The sequence below is a fragment of the Maricaulis sp. genome, assembly GCF_017642925.1.
GTDB lineage: Bacteria > Pseudomonadota > Alphaproteobacteria > Caulobacterales > Maricaulaceae > Maricaulis.
On sequence record NZ_JAEPOL010000016.1, the window covers coordinates 1 to 16,026 of the forward strand.

19 protein-coding genes are annotated in these 16,026 nt (G+C 65.7%); 12 read left to right on the forward strand and 7 right to left on the reverse strand.

Features of this window, described 5'->3' with window-relative positions; genetic code table 11:
* Positions 1-553 precede the first annotated feature (553 nt).
* Positions 554-892, reverse strand: coding sequence for a RusA family crossover junction endodeoxyribonuclease (locus JJ918_RS13025; RefSeq protein ID WP_291888011.1), 339 nt, complete (start codon positions 890-892; stop codon positions 554-556).
* A gap of 172 nt (positions 893-1,064) precedes the next feature.
* On the opposite strand from JJ918_RS13025, the gene fumC reads away from it, so the two are divergent.
* Both fumC and JJ918_RS13035 read left to right on the forward strand, forming a co-directional pair.
* Entirely contained in the window at positions 1,065-2,459 is a 1,395-nt protein-coding gene (gene fumC, locus JJ918_RS13030; RefSeq protein WP_291888014.1) for a class II fumarate hydratase, read from the forward strand.
* A 13-nt stretch (positions 2,460-2,472) separates the two neighbouring features.
* Positions 2,473-2,661 carry a DUF4169 family protein gene (locus tag JJ918_RS13035; RefSeq protein ID WP_291888017.1) on the forward strand — a complete coding sequence of 63 codons (189 nt, stop codon included), beginning with the start codon at positions 2,473-2,475 and terminating at the stop codon, positions 2,659-2,661.
* A 193-nt stretch (positions 2,662-2,854) separates the two neighbouring features.
* Here the strand turns inward: JJ918_RS13035 and JJ918_RS13040 are convergent, their stop codons facing one another.
* Positions 2,855-3,160: a hypothetical protein gene (locus tag JJ918_RS13040; protein ID WP_291888020.1), complete on the reverse strand. Its 306-nt coding sequence runs from the start codon at positions 3,158-3,160 to the stop codon at positions 2,855-2,857.
* 98 nt (positions 3,161-3,258) lie between these two features.
* Positions 3,259-3,927: a DNA-3-methyladenine glycosylase I gene (locus JJ918_RS13045; RefSeq protein ID WP_291888023.1), complete on the reverse strand. Its 669-nt coding sequence runs from the start codon at positions 3,925-3,927 to the stop codon at positions 3,259-3,261.
* 105 nt (positions 3,928-4,032) lie between these two features.
* On the opposite strand from JJ918_RS13045, the gene JJ918_RS13050 reads away from it, so the two are divergent.
* Positions 4,033-5,046, forward strand: a complete 1,014-nt coding sequence (locus tag JJ918_RS13050; protein ID WP_291888026.1) for a ribbon-helix-helix domain-containing protein — start codon at positions 4,033-4,035, stop codon at positions 5,044-5,046.
* Between the two features lie 6 nt (positions 5,047-5,052).
* Here the strand turns inward: JJ918_RS13050 and JJ918_RS13055 are convergent, their stop codons facing one another.
* From JJ918_RS13055 to JJ918_RS13065, 3 genes are all read right to left on the reverse strand, one after another.
* The gene (locus JJ918_RS13055; protein WP_291888029.1) at positions 5,053-5,667 is read right to left on the reverse strand and encodes a hypothetical protein; all 615 of its coding nucleotides are present in this window, start codon (positions 5,665-5,667) and stop codon (positions 5,053-5,055) included.
* Positions 5,668-5,729: 62 nt separating this feature from the next.
* Entirely contained in the window at positions 5,730-6,164 is a 435-nt protein-coding gene (locus tag JJ918_RS13060; RefSeq protein ID WP_291888032.1) for an SRPBCC domain-containing protein, read from the reverse strand.
* Positions 6,157-6,471, reverse strand: a complete 315-nt coding sequence (locus JJ918_RS13065; protein WP_291888035.1) for a helix-turn-helix transcriptional regulator — start codon at positions 6,469-6,471, stop codon at positions 6,157-6,159. Before JJ918_RS13065 ends, JJ918_RS13060 begins: the two co-directional genes overlap by 8 nt.
* 116 nt (positions 6,472-6,587) lie before the next feature.
* Here JJ918_RS13065 and JJ918_RS13070 point away from each other — a divergent pair, with 116 nt between their 5' ends.
* The 9 genes from JJ918_RS13070 (at position 6,588) to JJ918_RS13110 (ending at position 15,162) form a co-directional block, all read left to right on the forward strand.
* Positions 6,588-8,219 (forward strand): chloride channel protein, encoded by a 1,632-nt coding sequence (locus JJ918_RS13070; RefSeq protein WP_291888038.1) that lies wholly within the window; start codon positions 6,588-6,590, stop codon positions 8,217-8,219.
* An 87-nt stretch (positions 8,220-8,306) separates the two neighbouring features.
* On the forward strand, positions 8,307-8,816 hold the full coding sequence (locus tag JJ918_RS13075; RefSeq protein WP_291888041.1) for a hypothetical protein: 510 nt from the start codon (positions 8,307-8,309) through the stop codon (positions 8,814-8,816).
* A gap of 123 nt (positions 8,817-8,939) precedes the next feature.
* Positions 8,940-9,347 carry a bacteriohemerythrin gene (locus JJ918_RS13080; protein ID WP_291888043.1) on the forward strand — a complete coding sequence of 136 codons (408 nt, stop codon included), beginning with the start codon at positions 8,940-8,942 and terminating at the stop codon, positions 9,345-9,347.
* Positions 9,348-9,627: 280 nt separating this feature from the next.
* The gene (locus JJ918_RS13085) at positions 9,628-11,913 is read left to right on the forward strand and encodes an ATP-dependent helicase (RefSeq protein WP_291888046.1); all 2,286 of its coding nucleotides are present in this window, start codon (positions 9,628-9,630) and stop codon (positions 11,911-11,913) included.
* Positions 11,914-12,105: 192 nt separating this feature from the next.
* Complete coding sequence (locus JJ918_RS13090; RefSeq protein ID WP_291888049.1) at positions 12,106-12,447, forward strand: GIY-YIG nuclease family protein; 342 nt, start codon at positions 12,106-12,108, stop codon at positions 12,445-12,447.
* 516 nt (positions 12,448-12,963) lie between these two features.
* Positions 12,964-13,542 (forward strand): DNA-3-methyladenine glycosylase I, encoded by a 579-nt coding sequence (locus JJ918_RS13095; protein ID WP_291888051.1) that lies wholly within the window; start codon positions 12,964-12,966, stop codon positions 13,540-13,542.
* 309 nt (positions 13,543-13,851) lie between these two features.
* Positions 13,852-14,298: a peptidase S1 gene (locus tag JJ918_RS13100; protein ID WP_291888054.1), complete on the forward strand. Its 447-nt coding sequence runs from the start codon at positions 13,852-13,854 to the stop codon at positions 14,296-14,298.
* 2 nt (positions 14,299-14,300) lie between these two features.
* Positions 14,301-14,795 (forward strand): peptidase S1, encoded by a 495-nt coding sequence (locus JJ918_RS13105; protein ID WP_291888056.1) that lies wholly within the window; start codon positions 14,301-14,303, stop codon positions 14,793-14,795.
* A 142-nt stretch (positions 14,796-14,937) separates the two neighbouring features.
* Positions 14,938-15,162, forward strand: coding sequence for a hypothetical protein (locus JJ918_RS13110; protein ID WP_291888059.1), 225 nt, complete (start codon positions 14,938-14,940; stop codon positions 15,160-15,162).
* 10 nt (positions 15,163-15,172) lie between these two features.
* Here JJ918_RS13110 and fghA read toward each other — a convergent pair whose 3' ends face one another.
* Complete coding sequence (gene fghA, locus JJ918_RS13115; protein ID WP_291888061.1) at positions 15,173-16,012, reverse strand: S-formylglutathione hydrolase; 840 nt, start codon at positions 16,010-16,012, stop codon at positions 15,173-15,175.
* Positions 16,013-16,026 lie beyond the last annotated feature (14 nt).

Sequence of the window (16,026 nt, forward strand, 5' to 3'; positions counted from 1 at the left end):
CACGCCGGAGCCTGATGCTGTCACCCACCAGGCGCGGACGAGCTCCGCACGCTCCCGGGCACAAGGGACTGAGCTCATGCCTCCCATCCCGGAAACCGTCTGCGAGCATACGCGCAGTTGAGAGGGCGGGGATAAGTTTCCGGCCCCGCCCCCACAAACCGTCATCCTGACGAAAGTCAGGACCCAGATCGCAAAGCGGAATTTTGGCTGGAAAGGCTCAGATCGAATGTCGGCGATGTGCGGGATAAGTGCGAACTCGCGGCCACCCGGCTCTATGAACTGGGCCCTGACTTTCGTCAGGGTGACGGTGCTTGTGGGAGCGTTGGTACCTTCTCTCCCAATTGCCTCACTTTTTCCCGGACGGAGGCCCGCGGAAGCGGGCCGTAGATCCGGGATCTACCGAAGATCACTTCAAGCGATGAGCTTCCCGTCGGTCCCGGCACTCTGCCCGGCCGTCGCCGGGCTTGCAGCCGGGAAAAACGGAATGGTGTTCAGGGTGATGACTGCAGTTTCAACGCCCCCTCTCCCCACCGGGGAAAAGGCGCGACGCCGCCTACGCGTCCTCGAGAACCTTCACATCCTTCATCGGCCGGGCGGTGACGCAGATGCGGGGGCGTTCGCCTTCGGTCTTGGTGACCAGCAGGCGTTCGACCTGGCTGTCATCGTGGAAGACCACGCCGGTCAGCGCGTCCAGCACCGCCTTGGCGACATTGTCGACATCGTGGGTGGGACTGTTGGGTGTGCGCTGGATCTCGATCACGACCTCGTAAGGCCCCCATTTCGGGCGCGCGCGCTTGAATTCGAGGCGGAAGAATTCCCCGATCAGCGCCTTGAAACGCCGCGACTGCGTGGTCAGTGCGTCCACGCGCAAATTGAGCTCGTCGCCAGACATCAAGGCCTGAACCTTCCCTCTACCGACCCAGTTTTGCGCCTGCCCCCCGCGGGCACCCGATCTGCGGCCTTGCGCATCGCCATCTTGATCGTTCATCTGCCGGTGATACACGTTCCCACCGATCACAGCCATATTCCTCCCGCACAATGCGGCCTGCAAGGAGCCTCCCCTGATGAGCGAGATGCGTACCGAGACCGACAGCTTCGGCCCCCTGGAAGTCCCGTCGGCAAAACTCTTCGGCGCCCAGACCGCGCGTTCGCTGATCAACTTCCCGATCGGCACGGAAACCATGCCCAAGCCGCTGATCCGCGCGCTGGGCATCGTCAAGCGCTCGGCCGCCCTGGCCAACAAGCGCCTGGACAATATCGAACCGGAGCTGGCCGACGCCATTGCCCAGGCCGCGCTGGAAGTCGCCGAAGGCAAGCTGGACGACCATTTCCCCTTGTCTGTCTGGCAGACCGGCTCGGGCACCCAGTCGAACATGAACACGAATGAGGTCGTCTCGAACCGCGCCATCCAGATCCTGGGCGGCACGGTCGGTTCGAAGGATCCGATCCATCCGAACGACCACGTGAACCGCGCGCAGAGCTCGAACGACACCTTCCCGACGGCGATGCATATCGCCGCCGCCGAGGAGATCGTGCACAGCCTCGTGCCCGCCCTGCAGACGCTGCACAACGCACTCAACGACAAGTCGAACCAGTTCAAGGACATCATCAAGATCGGCCGCACCCACACCCAGGACGCCACGCCGCTGACCCTGGGCCAGGAATTCTCCGGCTATGTCGCGATGGTGAAGAACTCGATCCGCCGCGTGGAAGCGACGCTGCCCGCCCTGCTCGAGCTTGCCCAGGGCGGCACGGCCGTCGGTACCGGCCTCAACACCAAGAAGGGCTTCGCCGAAGCCTTCGCCGACGAGGTCGCGGCCTTCACCAAGCTGAAATTCGTCACCGCACCGAACAAGTTCGAGGCCCTGGCCACCAAGGACGCGCTGGTCGAGGCCCATGGCGCCCTCAACTCGGTCGCCGTCTCCCTGTTCAAGATCGCCAACGATATCCGCTTCCTGGGCTCCGGCCCGCGCTCGGGTCTGGGCGAGATCGCCCTGCCGGAGAACGAGCCGGGCTCGTCGATCATGCCGGGCAAGGTGAACCCGACCCAGTGCGAGGCGATGACCATGGTCTGCGCCCAGGTGATGGGCAATAACACGACGGTCAGCTTCGCCGGCAGCCAAGGCCATTTCGAGCTGAACGTGTTCAAGCCGGTCATCATCTACAATGTGCTGCAGTCGATCCGCCTTCTGGCCGACGCCGCCAACACTTTCACCGACAAGTGCGTTGTCGGCATCCAGGCCCGCGAGGACAATATCCGGGCGCTGATGGAGCGCTCGCTGATGCTGGTCACCGCGCTCAACTCGACCATCGGCTATGACAACGCCACCATCGTCGCCAAGACCGCCCACAAGAACGGCACCACGTTGCGCGAGGAGGCCGTCAAGCTGGGCTTCGTGACGGAAGAACAGTTCGACGCCATCGTGCGCCCGGAAAACATGCTGGGTCCGAAGGACTAGGTCAAAGGCCGCCATGACCAAGCCCGTCAATCTCCGCCAGTATCGCAAGCGCAAGCAGCGCGAGGACAAGGCCGCGGCCGCCGAGGCGAACCGTGTGAAGCATGGCACGCCGAAAGCGGTCTCGGACCTGGCGAAAGCGCGGGCGGAGATGGCGGCGAAGACGCTGGACGGGCACAGGCGGGACGAGCCGAACGGGCAATAGCAACAACGCACGCTGTCATCCCGGCCGAATGCCCCGCGAAGGCGGGGCGCAGAGCAGGGACCCATACGCTTCGGCGACGGCCCAAAGCAGGCTCGATGCCTGCGACAGCTGGATCGACACCGTGACTATGGGTCCCGGACTTCCGCCCGGCCCCAGGCCGGGCATCCATCCGGGATGACACTTAAGATGCGCGCTAAAACGGCGAGTTCAGTACCGGCACGCGGCCGTGCTTGCGGCGGTATTCGGTTATCAGGCGCTGGGCCTCTTCCGCGTCGGCGCGGGATTCCATGAACATCATGGCGGTCGGGATGGCGGGCTGGCGTTCACCGGCGGGTTCGAGCTCGCGGGCGAAGGCGCGGCGGAGCGAGCGGGCCGGGCCGATCTTCAGCACCGAGGAAATGTCCCGCTCGTCGCACAGCAGCACGTAGACGCCCGGGACATCCGGAACCATCTCCGTATTGAAACGCGACAGGGCGACCGGCTTGTGCCAGCGCTTCATTCCGGCTTCTCCTGCAAGGCGTGGCATGACGCCTCCAAATCGTTCGGACAGATTTGCCCGATCCGGTAATCAGGCAATTAACGCTGCTGCATACGGTATCAACCGGTCGAGAAGGCGAGGATGCGGCTGATCTCGCTCTGGCTCCTGCCGCTCTCCTCCGACCAGGCCGTGATCGCCGCCTGCGCTTTTGCAATGGCCGCTTTCGACGTTGGCGGCTTGTCGACCACGCCTTCCCTCACCAGCGCCGCGCCGACATCCTTCGACAGGATCCAGGCGTCCCAGCCGGAAAAGCGCAGGAAATACTGCGCCGTCATGCCCGACAGACGCGAGCCGCGTGTCTTCAGCACGTCCAGCAGGCCGGGCTGGTCGCCGGCCGGCCAGTTGGCCATGAAGCGGCCGAACCCGCCATGCTCCTTTGAGATATCGGCGACGAAGCCGGCATTGTGGACGGTGGCGAGGATCTTCTGGCCATTGCGCACGATACGTTCGTCCGAGGCCAGCCGGGCCACATCATCGTCGGAATAGAAGCTGACCGTCGCCGGGTCGAACCCGTCGAAAGCGGCCTCGAAACCGGGCCATTTCGCCTCGATCACCTTCCACACGAAACCGGCCTGGAAGACGCAGCGCGTCATGGTGGAAAGCCAGCGATCGTCCGGGATATCCGCGATTTCCTGCACTGTGCGCAGGTGGCCATGGGCCGCCAGACGCGTATCCAGATCGGGATGGTGCATCCGGGCCATCGCCTCGATCTCGCTGAAGTTTTTCATTCCGTATCTCCCCTCGTCAGCCAGATATGGCATCGTTTTTACCGCGCGCAACTTGTCCCCGCCCCTCCTGGCCCGGCCTAGGCTGGATGGAAACGGGAGACGGACATGCCAGAACTCAATCGCACCGCCCTTGACGCCGTGGCGTCAACGCGCCCGCAAAGCGCCGCCATCATCGCCGCCATCCGGCCGCACCTGCCGGGCGCGCTCACGGCCGCCGCTATCGATACGCCCCTGCGGCAGGCGCATTTTCTCGCCCAGATCGCCCATGAGAGCGACGGCTTCGCCACCCTCACCGAATATGCCAGCGGGCGCGCCTATGAGGGGCGGACCGATCTGGGCAATACCCGGCCCGGCGACGGGGTGCGCTACAAGGGCCGCGGCCTGATCCAGCTGACCGGACGCGCCAATTACCGCCGAATGGGCCGCCGGCTGGGTATCGGCCTGGAGGCTGAACCCCGGCGCGCCGCGGATCCGGATATCGCCGTGCGCACGGCCTGTGCCTACTGGCAGGACCGGCAGCTGAACACTTATGCCGATCGCGACGATCTGATCGCCGTCACCTTTGCCGTCAATGGCGGTCTCAACGGTCTTGCCGACCGGCGCGAGCGGCTGACCCGCGTGCGGACCGCGATGGGCCGCAATCTCGACTGGAGCCCGGCACCGCATCCCGTGCTACAGCGCGGCGGGCGCGGCCCGGCGGTCGCCAGCCTGCAATATGCACTGCGTCAGGCGGCCTGCGATGTGCGGATCGATGGCGATTTCGGCCCCGCGACAGAGCGCACGCTGCGGCGCTTCCAGACGCAGACCGGACTGGCGGCCGACGGGATCGCCGGACCGGCCGCCTGGGCGGCGCTCTTGAGGCGGCCCGCGCTTGCCAGCGCGCACGCGCCGGGCGACAAACCGGACATGCCGCTTGTCAAACGCTCGCTTTCCCTTGCCGGTCACCGCACCAGCCTGTCGCTCGAACCGGAATTCTGGGAGGAGATCGACCGAGCCGTTGCCGAGGACGGCCGCTCGCTGGCCGGGCTTGTCGCCGAGATCGACGAGGCGCGCGGCGAGGATCCGCTGGCCTCGTCCATGCGGGTCTGGGTGCTCGAACGCCTGCGTGCCGGGCGCTGACCAGGCTCAGTGGCTGCGCGCCAGCCAGGCTCCAACGTCCGGATTGGTATCGTCAAAGAGGACCGGTTCCTGCGAACAATCCCAGCCCGGCGCCAGCCGGTCGGCTGCCTCGCGGGCGATGAGATTGGCATCGCGCAGGGCCGAGGCGTCGACATGAGCGACGGCGCAGGCCGTGTCCGCTCCGTGCGGGTCGAGCGTGGTGACGATCAGCGTGTTCGGCTCTTCCAGCCCGCCGGAGACTTCCAGCATTTCCGGCGGATTATAGTGGATATAGCGGTGGATGGTGGCGAAAGCCGCGCCATCGCGCAGACGCCATTCGACAACATCGTTGAACCCGCCGAACAGGCCGCGCATGGGCGGTGCGATGAAGTCTGACATTGCCCCGCCGGGACGGGCGTAAGCGATCGCCGCCCCGTGCTCGCCCGCCGCGATCTGAAACGACCAGTCATCATGACCGGCGCACCGGATCTCGACCCCGGGCTCGTCCGGCAATTGCCGCTCGGTGCAGGTCTCGTCGATGCGCGTATAGGTGCTGTCGACCGACCGAGCCGCGGCTCCGCCCGCCAGCGATACTGCCAGCGATACGGGCAGCGCGGCCGCAAACAAGATCGTTCTGGACATTCCGCTCTCCCCCTACAGGCACCGCAGCCTAGCGTGCCCGCAGGGAGAGGCAACCGGCGCCGCTAGCCGGCCATGGCCGGTTCGGTGACGCGAACCCGCAGCTTGACGAAATGCTCGTCCCAGCCGGCGTCATGGCCGCACAATTGTTCGAACACATCGACCGGCGCGCCCTCGAACCCGTCATGCACCAGCTTGACCAGCGTGCCCGAGGCGACCTCGCTCAGCGTCCATTCGACCCGTGTCAGATGCTCACCGAGCCATTTGTGGGTGAAAGTGTAGACCAGCCGGGACGGTGCCTCGGCTTCGACCACCTCGCCCCACATGCACCGCTCGGGCTCTTCAAGGCTCTTGAGAAACATGTAGGGGCCGGGCGTTACCAGCGACCGGTCAACGGGATGGAACCAGCGCGCCAGATTGTCCTGGCCGGTGAGGAAGTCCCAGACGCGCTCGCGCGGCGCCTTGAGGAACAGCGATTTCTCGATGCGTGGCTCAGCCATGCTCTTTCTCCACTTCTTGTTTCAGTTTGCTCAGCTTGTCGTCCCAGAAGGCGTCGAAGCGGGAGACCCAGTCGGCGACCTGCTGCAGGGGGGCGGCGTTGAGCCGGTTGAACCGCTCGCGGCCGCGCGCCTCGACGCTGATCAGCCCGCCATCGCTGAGCACTTTGAGATGCTTGGCGACAGCGGGACGGGTCATGTCGAACCGGTCCGCCACATCCCCGACGGTCATCGCCCCTTCGGAGAGAAGCGCGAGAATTTCCCGCCGTGTCGGGTCGGCGATTGCCCTGAAGATATCCGGCCGGTCCATGCGGGCCCTCCATATGAAACCATCTGGTTTCTTTTATATGGAACCGATTGGTTTCATGTCAAGCGCCACCGCGGTTCGGCTTGACGCTTGGCGCATTCCGCAGTGAAACCGGAGATGTGAGCGATTCAGATGGGCAATCCTGGCTGGGACAGATCGCCAAGGCCTTCCGCGACGGCCGGGGTCCGGCCCTGTGGGTTCTGGGCATCGGCGTCGGCCTCGTCGCCGGCTATGCCACCCTCGCCCTGAGGCTGGGCATTTCCGCCGTCGAGCGCGGCGCGTTCGGCGTCACGGAAATCCATCTCGCCTCCGCCGCCTCCCACCTGCCCGCCTGGCGCGTCATCCTGATCCCGCTCGCCGCCGGCTGCGTCATCGCGGCCATGCTGTGGCTGGGCAAGCGCTGGAACCTGTCGCCGGACACGCGCGGCAAGGGCGTCGCCGACGTGCTGGAAGCGCGCGCCGTGAATGCCGGACGGATCGACCTGAAGTCGGGGCTCTATTCCGCTGTCATGTCGGCGATCTCGCTGGGCGGCGGCGCCAGTGCGGGCCGCGAGGGCCCGGCCGTGCATCTGGGTGCCACCCTCGCCTCGCAATTCGGCAAATGGCTCGACATGCCCGCCCGCGGCAGCCGCATCCTGCTGGCCTGCGGTGCGGCAGCGGCGGTCTCGGCCAGCTTCAACGCGCCGGTCGCCGGCGCCCTCTTCGCCTTCGAGGTCGTGCTGGGCCACTACGCCCTGCGCTCCATCGCGCCAGTCGCCTCCTCCTCCATCGTCGGCGCCCTGATCGTGCGGCATCATTTCGGCCAGGACCCGGTCTTCGGCCTGCCGGAGATGGCCGCGGCCAGCGTGTGGGATTTCCCGGCCGCCGCCCTGCTGGGCTTTGCCGCGGCGGGGCTCGCCATCGTCTTCAATCGCGGCGCCATCTTCCTGCCGGCCCGGCTGGGCCAGTGGATGGAGCGCATGCATCTGCCGGTCTGGCTTCTGCCCATTCCCGGCGGGCTCCTGATCGGCCTCATCGCGCTCATCGCGCCGGAAATCCTCGGCGTGGGTTATGAGGCCACCTCCAACGCCCTACGCGGCGAATACGCCTTCCAGCAGCTCATCCTCTTCATCGCGCTGAAGACCCTGGCGACCGTGCTGTCGCTCGGCTTCCGCTTTGCCGGCGGCGTATTCTCGCCCTCCATGTATCTGGGCGCCATGCTGGGCGCGGCCTTCGGCATCGCGCTGAGTGCGATACTGGGCGAACACACGGCGGGACCGGCCTTCTTCGCGGTGATCGGCATGGGCGCCGTCTCCGGCGCCGTGCTGGGCGCGCCGCTCTCGACCACGCTGATCGTGTTCGAGCTGACCACGAGCTATGAAGCCTCGGTCGCGGTACTGCTGGCCGTCTCGCTGGCGACCGTGCTGTCGCAATCGGCGCTGGGCGGCTCGCTGTTCCAGCTGCAGGTCCAGCGCAAGGGCTATGACCTCTCCGGCGGATCGAGCCGGCTGGTGCTGCAGACCGTGCGTGTGCGCGACGTGCTGGTGCCGCTGGACGACTGGGGCAAGTCGGAAATCCCCGACAAGACCTGCGTCTTCGAGGACGACACGCTGGGCCGGGCGCTCGGCGTGCTGGATGCCGAACAGGTCGACGGCGCTGCTGTACGGCAACGTACGGGGGAACAGGCCATCATCGGCTGGATCGCCAAGGCCGACGCCCAGGCCGCCTATGCCCGCCGCCTCGCCGAGATCAGCGAAGAGGAACACCGTTAAGACGGTTTTCGCCTGTCGCGCGAACCGGTTAGCGCTCTGGAAAGGATGTCCCGCTAAGGTGGCAGGATGACACTGGGCGGGCTGCATATGACAACGCAGGACGAAACGGCTCTCGGCACGGGCGTGCTGAGTGCGGACGCGCTTGCCGCCGCCAATATCAATCCCGTCACCGGTCTGGCTACGGACTATCTCAACCACTTCAACGAGGTGGTGATGCTGATGGAAATGCTGCCGGACATGCCCGATTGCGCCGAGGATGTGCTGGACTGGCAGCCGCTGGATTATTGCGGCCATTTCCGCCAGTCCGCCTTCAAGGACAAGGACCTGGCCATCCTCGCCTATGCCGCGGCACCGCGGGCGGTGCGCGCGCATCTGGAAACGCTGATCCTGCAGATCGACAATGCCGTGATCGAGGCCCAGGACCGGCTGCGCAGCGGCAGCGACGCGGCGACCTGCCGGGCCGTCGCACACCTGGCGACCGAAGAGATCAAACCGCTGATCGCGGCCGCCTCCGGCACGATCCATGGCCGCGCGGAAGGCGAGGACGACTTCGCCGACGAGACCGCCCAGGCCGGCATCGACGCCCTCTTCGGCTGACCGTCACACACCGCATTCTCATATAATATTGACGAATCCGGCCGGTTTTGCGCCGCCGGATTAACCGTGTCTTGGACGCCGGCGAGTCATAGCTCGGGGAAAGACAGACACCGGAGACCGACCATGCCGATCATGAACTGGGATGCCTCGCTCGATGTGGGCGTGGAGTCGATGAATGACGAACACAAGCAGATCCTGGACCTGATGAACGCGATCCACGATCGCGCCGCGACCGGCGAAACCGGTGCGTCCATGACCGCGCTTGTCGACGAGCTTGCCCGCGTGACGATCGAGCATTTCCGCGACGAGGAAGCCTATATGGCCAGCGTCAATTTCGCCGGCCTCGCCTCGCACAAGCTGATCCATGCCGACCTCCTGAAGAAATTCGCGGCCCATGCCGACACGATCCGCGCCAATGGCGGCCAGGTCCCGTCCGAATTCCTGATGTTCCTCAAGCTCTGGCTGACCGCCCATATCAAGGGCATCGACATGAAATACTCGCCGACCATGCCGCTGAAGATGGCGGGGTAGCGGGGAGCGGACTCACCCCCTTCGACCTCACCCGGCGCATGGCCGGGTTCGGCCACTTCCCCCGCTTCGCAGGGGAAGCCTTGGCTCAGGGCTCGGCCCGCTTGCGGGGGAGCTGTCGGCAAAGCCGACTGAGGGGGCGGTGCGCAGCACCGCAGAGCGCGCAGCGCGCACAAAGACCCCGAACAAAATACGAACAATTGCACATCCCGGTCTTGGGATTGATCGCCAATCGGTCCAGACTGCACAGTCATTGCGACTCGAAGGCGGCACCCAAGACACGATGTCCAACCTCTCCATTTCCGACATGGCGCGCCCGGCGCCGCCGACGCCCTATCTTGAAGGGCTGAACGAGCAGCAGCGCGCCGCGGTGGAAGCGCTGGACGGGCCGGTGCTGGTGCTGGCCGGGGCCGGCACGGGCAAGACGCGCGTGCTGACGACCCGCCTGGCCCATATCCTCGCCACCGGCCGCGCGCGGCCGTGGGAGATTCTCGCCGTCACCTTCACCAACAAGGCCGCGCGCGAGATGAAGGAGCGTGTCGGCCAGATCATCGGCGAGGCGGTCGAGGGCGTGCCCTGGCTGGGCACATTCCACTCGGTCTCCGCCCAGATCCTGCGGCGCCATGCCGAACTGGTGGATCTCAAGTCCAACTTCACCATCCTGGATACGGACGACCAGCTGCGCCTGCTCAAACAGATCATCCAGGCGGAAAATATCGACGAGAAGCGCTGGACGCCGCGCCACCTTTCCAGCCTGATCGACGGCTGGAAAAACCGCGGTCTCAAGCCCGAACAGCTCGGCGAGGAAGACAAGTGGTCCTTTGCCGAAGGCCGCGGCCAGGGTCTCTACACCCTCTACCAGGAGCGGCTGCAGACGCTCAATTGCTGCGATTTCGGCGATCTCCTGCTGCACACGCTGCACATCTTCAAGGACAATCCGGACGTCCTGAAGACCTATCACGACAAGTTCCGCTACCTCCTCGTCGACGAGTATCAGGATACCAATGTCGCCCAGTATCTCTGGCTGCGGCTGCTGGCCCAGGGCACGGGGAATATCTGCTGCGTGGGCGATGACGACCAGTCGATCTATGGCTGGCGTGGCGCCGAGGTCGACAACATTCTGCGCTTCGAGAAGGACTTCCCGGGCGCCGAGGTGATCCGGCTGGAGCGCAATTATCGCTCGACCGCCCACATTCTGGGCGCGGCCTCGGGCCTGATCGCCGCCAACCGCTCGCGCCTGGGCAAGACGCTGTGGACCGAGGACGAGGCCGGCGAGAAAGTCGCCGTGCGCGGCATCTGGGACGGCGAGGCCGAGGCGCGCTATGTCGCCGAGGAGATCGAGAACTGGGTCTCTTCCGGCCGCGCCTATTCCGGCAGCGCCGTGCTGGTGCGCGCCGCCTGGCAGATGCGCGCTTTTGAAGACCGTTTCATCATGCTGGGCCTGCCCTACAAGGTGATCGGCGGGCCGCGCTTCTTCGAGCGCGCCGAAGTGCGCGACGCCCACGCCTATCTGCGGCTGGTGCGCTCGCCCGAGGACGATCTCGCCTTCGAGCGCATCGTCAACACGCCGAAGCGCGGCATCGGCGATACGACTGTGCAGAAGATCGCCGTCACGGCCCGCGAGATGGGCGTGCCGATGACCGAGGCCGCCCGGGTCATGGTCGGCACGGACGAGATCCGCGGCAAGGCCCGCACCGCGCTGCAGGTCTTCCTGCGCGACATGGAACGCTGGCGCGACCAGGCCGAACAGAGCCGGCTGGACGAGCTCGCCGAGATCGTGCTCGACGAAAGCGGCTATACGGCGATGTGGCGCGAGGACAAGACGCCCCAGGCCGCCGGCCGTCTGGAAAACCTCAAGGAACTCGTCCGCTCCATGGGCGAGTACGACACGCTGGAAGCCTATCTGGAGCACGTCGCCCTGCTGACCGACGCCGACCGCGCGGCCGACGAGGACGAGGTCTCCCTGATGACGCTGCACGGCGCCAAGGGGCTGGAATTCCCGCTCGTCTTCCTGCCGGGCTGGGAAGAGACCGTCTTCCCCTCCCAGCGCTCGCTCGACGAGGGCGGCACGCGCTCGCTGGAGGAGGAACGGCGCCTGGCCTATGTCGGCATCACCCGGGCCCGCGAACGCGCCATCATCACCTTCACCGCCAACCGCATGATCTATGGCCGCTGGCAAACGGTGATCCCCAGCCGCTTCATCGACGAATTGCCGATGGACCATGTCGAGGCCCGCTCGGAGACCGGCTATTATGATGGCGGTCCGGGCTTCGAGAGCGTGCGTCAGCAGCCCGACGCCATGGCCTCGAGCTACTCCAGCCCCGGCTGGAAGCGCTACCAGGCCAGCCAGACCGAAGGCCGCCGCTCGGCCCCGCCCACCATCAACGCCAAAGCCACCCTGATCGAAAGCGGCGACACAAACGGCCGCTGGAAATCGGGCGACCGCGTCTTCCACGACAAGTTCGGCTACGGCACGGTCAGGAAAGCCGACGGCGCCAAATACACCGTCCGCTTCGACAAGGCCGGCGAGAAAAAGGTCGTCGAGAATTTCCTGCGGGAATTGCCTTAGGCGGGCTTTTTTCCAATTCACGCACATTTTTCCCGGCCGGAAGCCCGCGCAGGCGGGCTGAAGACGCCGGGACCGACCGAAGATCATTTCGAGCGATGAGCTTCCCGTAGATCCCGGATAGCGCTCTCGCGCTTCCGGGAAAAAGCTCCGAACGGGTTGCATCAAGAAATATATAAATCTACAATTGCATTCATGAGCAATGCACCCGAAGCCGTCTACATCATGGCGAGCCGGCCGCGCGGAGCCCTGTATGTCGGACGGACGACGAACCTGATCTGGCGCACCTGGCAGCATCGGACCGGTGCGATGCGCGGATACACGCGGCGCTACGCGATCAAGCAGCTCGTCTGGTTCGAATGGCATGAGGGGTTCGAGACCGCCGCCCGGCGCGAATATCTCCTCAAGCGCTGGCGCCGCGCCTGGAAGATCAACCTGATCGAGGCGATGAACCCCGGCTGGAAAGATCTCTGGTTCGACATCCGCGGCGATTTCGACGAAGCCGCACCCGTTCTCGCCTCAGCGCCCGAGGTCTGAGCGCGTCTCCTGGCTGGAAGCCCTCGAAACCGGACCTTTTCCCGGCCGCATGACCCGCGAAGGCAAGCTGTTTTTCCCGGCCGTAAGCCCGCGAAAGCGGGCTGAAGAAGCCGGGATCGACCGAGCGCGATGCCAAGCGGTGAGCCTCCTGTAGATCCCGGGTAGCGCTTTGCGCTTCCGGGAAAAATTCCCTCATACTCCCCGAACTTTTCCCGGCCGTAAGCCCGCGAAGGCGGGCTGAAGATGCCGGGATCGACCGAAGATCATTTCCAGCGATGAGCTTCCCGTAGGTCCCGGATAGCGCTCTCGCGCTTCCGGGAAAAATGACGCTTTGGGTTTCCTGGGAAGTACGGCGCTCCGGCCGCGCCTTCCCCCCTCTCCCTCGATCCCTCTCCCAAGGGAGAGGGAGGTTGGAGCCACTCCTGCCACGACGCTGTCAGCACGCTCTGCCATCGCGGCTTGGCAGGCGGGCGCAGGCGGGGTGGAGTGTGGCGGACACGAGAACGAGGCCAGGCCATGCTCCAGCGCTGCGGATGGGTGAATATCGACGATCCGATCTATGCCGAGTACCACGACACCGAATGGGGTGTGCCCGAGTATGACAGCCGGGCCCTGTGGGAGAAGCTGATGCTGGACGGGTTCCAGGCCGGCCTCGCCTGGATCACCATATTGCGCAAGCGCGAGACGATGCGCGCCGCCTTTGACGGTTTCCAGCCCGAGATCATCGCCCGCTATACCGATGCCGACCGCGAACGCCTGCTAGCCGATCCGGGCATTATCCGCTCGAAATCGAAGATCGAGGCCGCCATCGGCAATGCCCAGGCCTGGCTGGACATGCGCGAGCGCGGCATCGATTTCTCGGACCATTTGTGGAGCTTTGTCGGCGGCGCACCGATCCAGAATGCCTGGCCGTCGCTGAAGGACACGCCGACCAAAACCGCCGAGAGCGAGGCCCTGTCGAAGGATCTCAAGAAACGCGGCTTCAAATTCGTCGGCCCGGTCATCGTCTACGCCTTCATGCAGGCCGTCGGCATGGTCAATGACCACGAACCCCGCTGCCACCGCCACGAACCGGTGAAACGGCTGGTGCGCTAGTCAGCCTCTCCCCCGAACGGGGGATCGTGCGGCTGGCGTGGCGGGTCTAGTCGTGATCGTGCGGCCACCACTTCATCCCGGTCCCGGTGGCCGTGCGATGCGGGACCCTCCAAGGCCGCACCAGCCCAGCGTCCTCGCACCCTCGCAAGACTGGTGCGGTGGTTCCCGCATCGCCTCCCCACCCCTTTCCAGACAGGCTTTTCACCCCGCCCGGCGGCCCTCCCCTGAACCGGGGATACCGGTGCGCCGGCCCCGCTCCTAGGCTCCCCATCGTTGTGAGGGACCTGAATGCTCCAAGGAGGGGACACCATGAAACGCCTTGCTACTTTCGCCCTGACCGCCGCCATCGGCCTTGCCGCGCCGGCTTCGGCCCAGACCTTCGGTTCGGTCAATCTGCGCGCCGGCTTCACGCCGGACCCGTATCGCACGACGGTGACGTCCGGCGGCGCCATTGCGGCCAGCAATCTGTTCACCAACTGCACCGGCTGGGTCGCCGACAATGTCGACTTCGCCGTCTACTACACCGCCGGCAGCTTCAACCTGACCTTCTCGGCCAGCTCGAACGCCGACACGACGCTGATCATCCAGGCGCCGAACGGCAACTGGTATTGCGATGATGACAGCGGCAACGGTCTCAACCCGATGGTGACGATCGGCAATCCGACCTCGGGCCGCTATTCGGTCTGGATCGGCTCCTACCGCCAGGGCGAATACGCCCAGGCCACGCTGTCGGTCTCGGAAATCGGACGGCAGTAGTGATGAAGGCGCATCATCTTGCACTCATTCCGGCGCTGGCCCTCGCGGTCAGCGCCTGCGCCAGCACGTCGGGCAGCGGCGGTGGTGGCGGTGGCGGCAGCCGGGTCAATGGCGTGTTCGGCTCGGTCTCCCTGCAGGCCGGCTTCACGCCGGATCCCTACCGGGTCAATGTCGTCGCCGGCGGCACGTACGAATCCGCCCGCGAACTGGGCACGCAATGCCGCGGCTGGACGACGGGCGACGGCACCTATGTGCTCTACTACACGGCCGGCCAGTATCCGCTGACCATCTCCGCCACCTCCGATACCGACACCACGCTGATCGTGAGTCTGCCGGGCGGCGGCTTCCTGTGTGACGATGATTCCGGTCCGGGTCTGAACCCGCAGGTCACGATCAACCGTCCGGGCAGCGGCGGCTATGCGATCTGGGTGGCGACCTATTCCAGCGGCCAGACGGCTCCGGCCACCCTCTCGATCTCCGAGATCGGCCAGCGCTGATCCTGTGTGCCGGGGGCAGGACGGGCGGTCCTGTCTCCGGCACGCCACACGCCCGGCCATGTAACGCGGGTTTCACGTGACAGACGCGCCGGCGCGGCGCTAGTTTTCCGGCTCCTTCACCCGATGAACCGGAGCCGCCCCCGTGACCCGTCTTCTCACCCTTCTTGCCGCCAGTTTCGCCCTCACCGGCTGTGCCTATCTGGAAGGCGGCCGCAATGAGGACCTGCCCTCGGCCTCCGAGCTGGGTGCCGGCGATTGCCGCCAGGCCGGACCGCAGGACGCGGCCGCACCGGGCGAGTGGATCTGCGACAATGGCGACAGCCCCTTCCAGCGCACCCGGCCGCGCCACCGCGTCGAGGACAACTGATCCGGCCGGATCAGTCCTTCAGCGCCTTCGCGTGATGGCGCAGATGGTCTTCCATGAAGCTGGCAATGAAATAATAGGAATGATCGTATCCGGGGTGCCGGCGCAGGGTGAGTGACTGGCCCGCCTCGCGGCACGCCGCCTCGAACAGTTCCGGCTTCAGCTGTTCCTCGAGGAACTGGTCGGCCTCGCCCTGGTCGATCAGGATATGGGCGTCGGATGGCTGGCGCTTCACCAGCTCGCAGGCATCGTGCTCGCCCCAGGCCGGGCATTCATCGCCCAGATAGGCCTGGAAGGCCTTGCGGCCCCAGGGCACTTTCGACGGCGCCACGATGGGCGAAAAGGCCGAGACCGAGCGATAACGGGCGCGCTGCTTGAAGTGCAGGGTGAGCGCGCCGTGTCCGCCCATGGAATGGCCGAAAATCCCCTGCCGCTCCATGTCGGCGGGAAAGGCCGAACCGATCAGGGCGGGCAATTCCTCGGTGATGTATTGCTGCATGCGGAAATGCGGCGCCCAGGGCATTTCCGTGGCGTCGATATAGAAACCCGCCCCCTGGCCCAGATCATAGGCCTCGTCATTGGCCACATCCTCGCCGCGCGGCGAGGTGTCCGGCGCCACGACCATCAGGCCCAGCTCGGCCGCCATGCGCTGCAGGCCGGACTTCTCCATCACATTCGACCAGTTACAGGTCAGCCCGGAGAGATACCACAGCACCGGCACCGGTCCGTCCTTGGCCTGGGGCGGCGTGAAGACGGCGAAGCGCATCGTGCAGGCACAGGCCTCGCTGTCATGATCATGGACAGACAGCGTGCCGCCGAAAGACGTCCAGCTGGAAACGGGTTGGAGGGTCAAGGCGATGTCCTTTC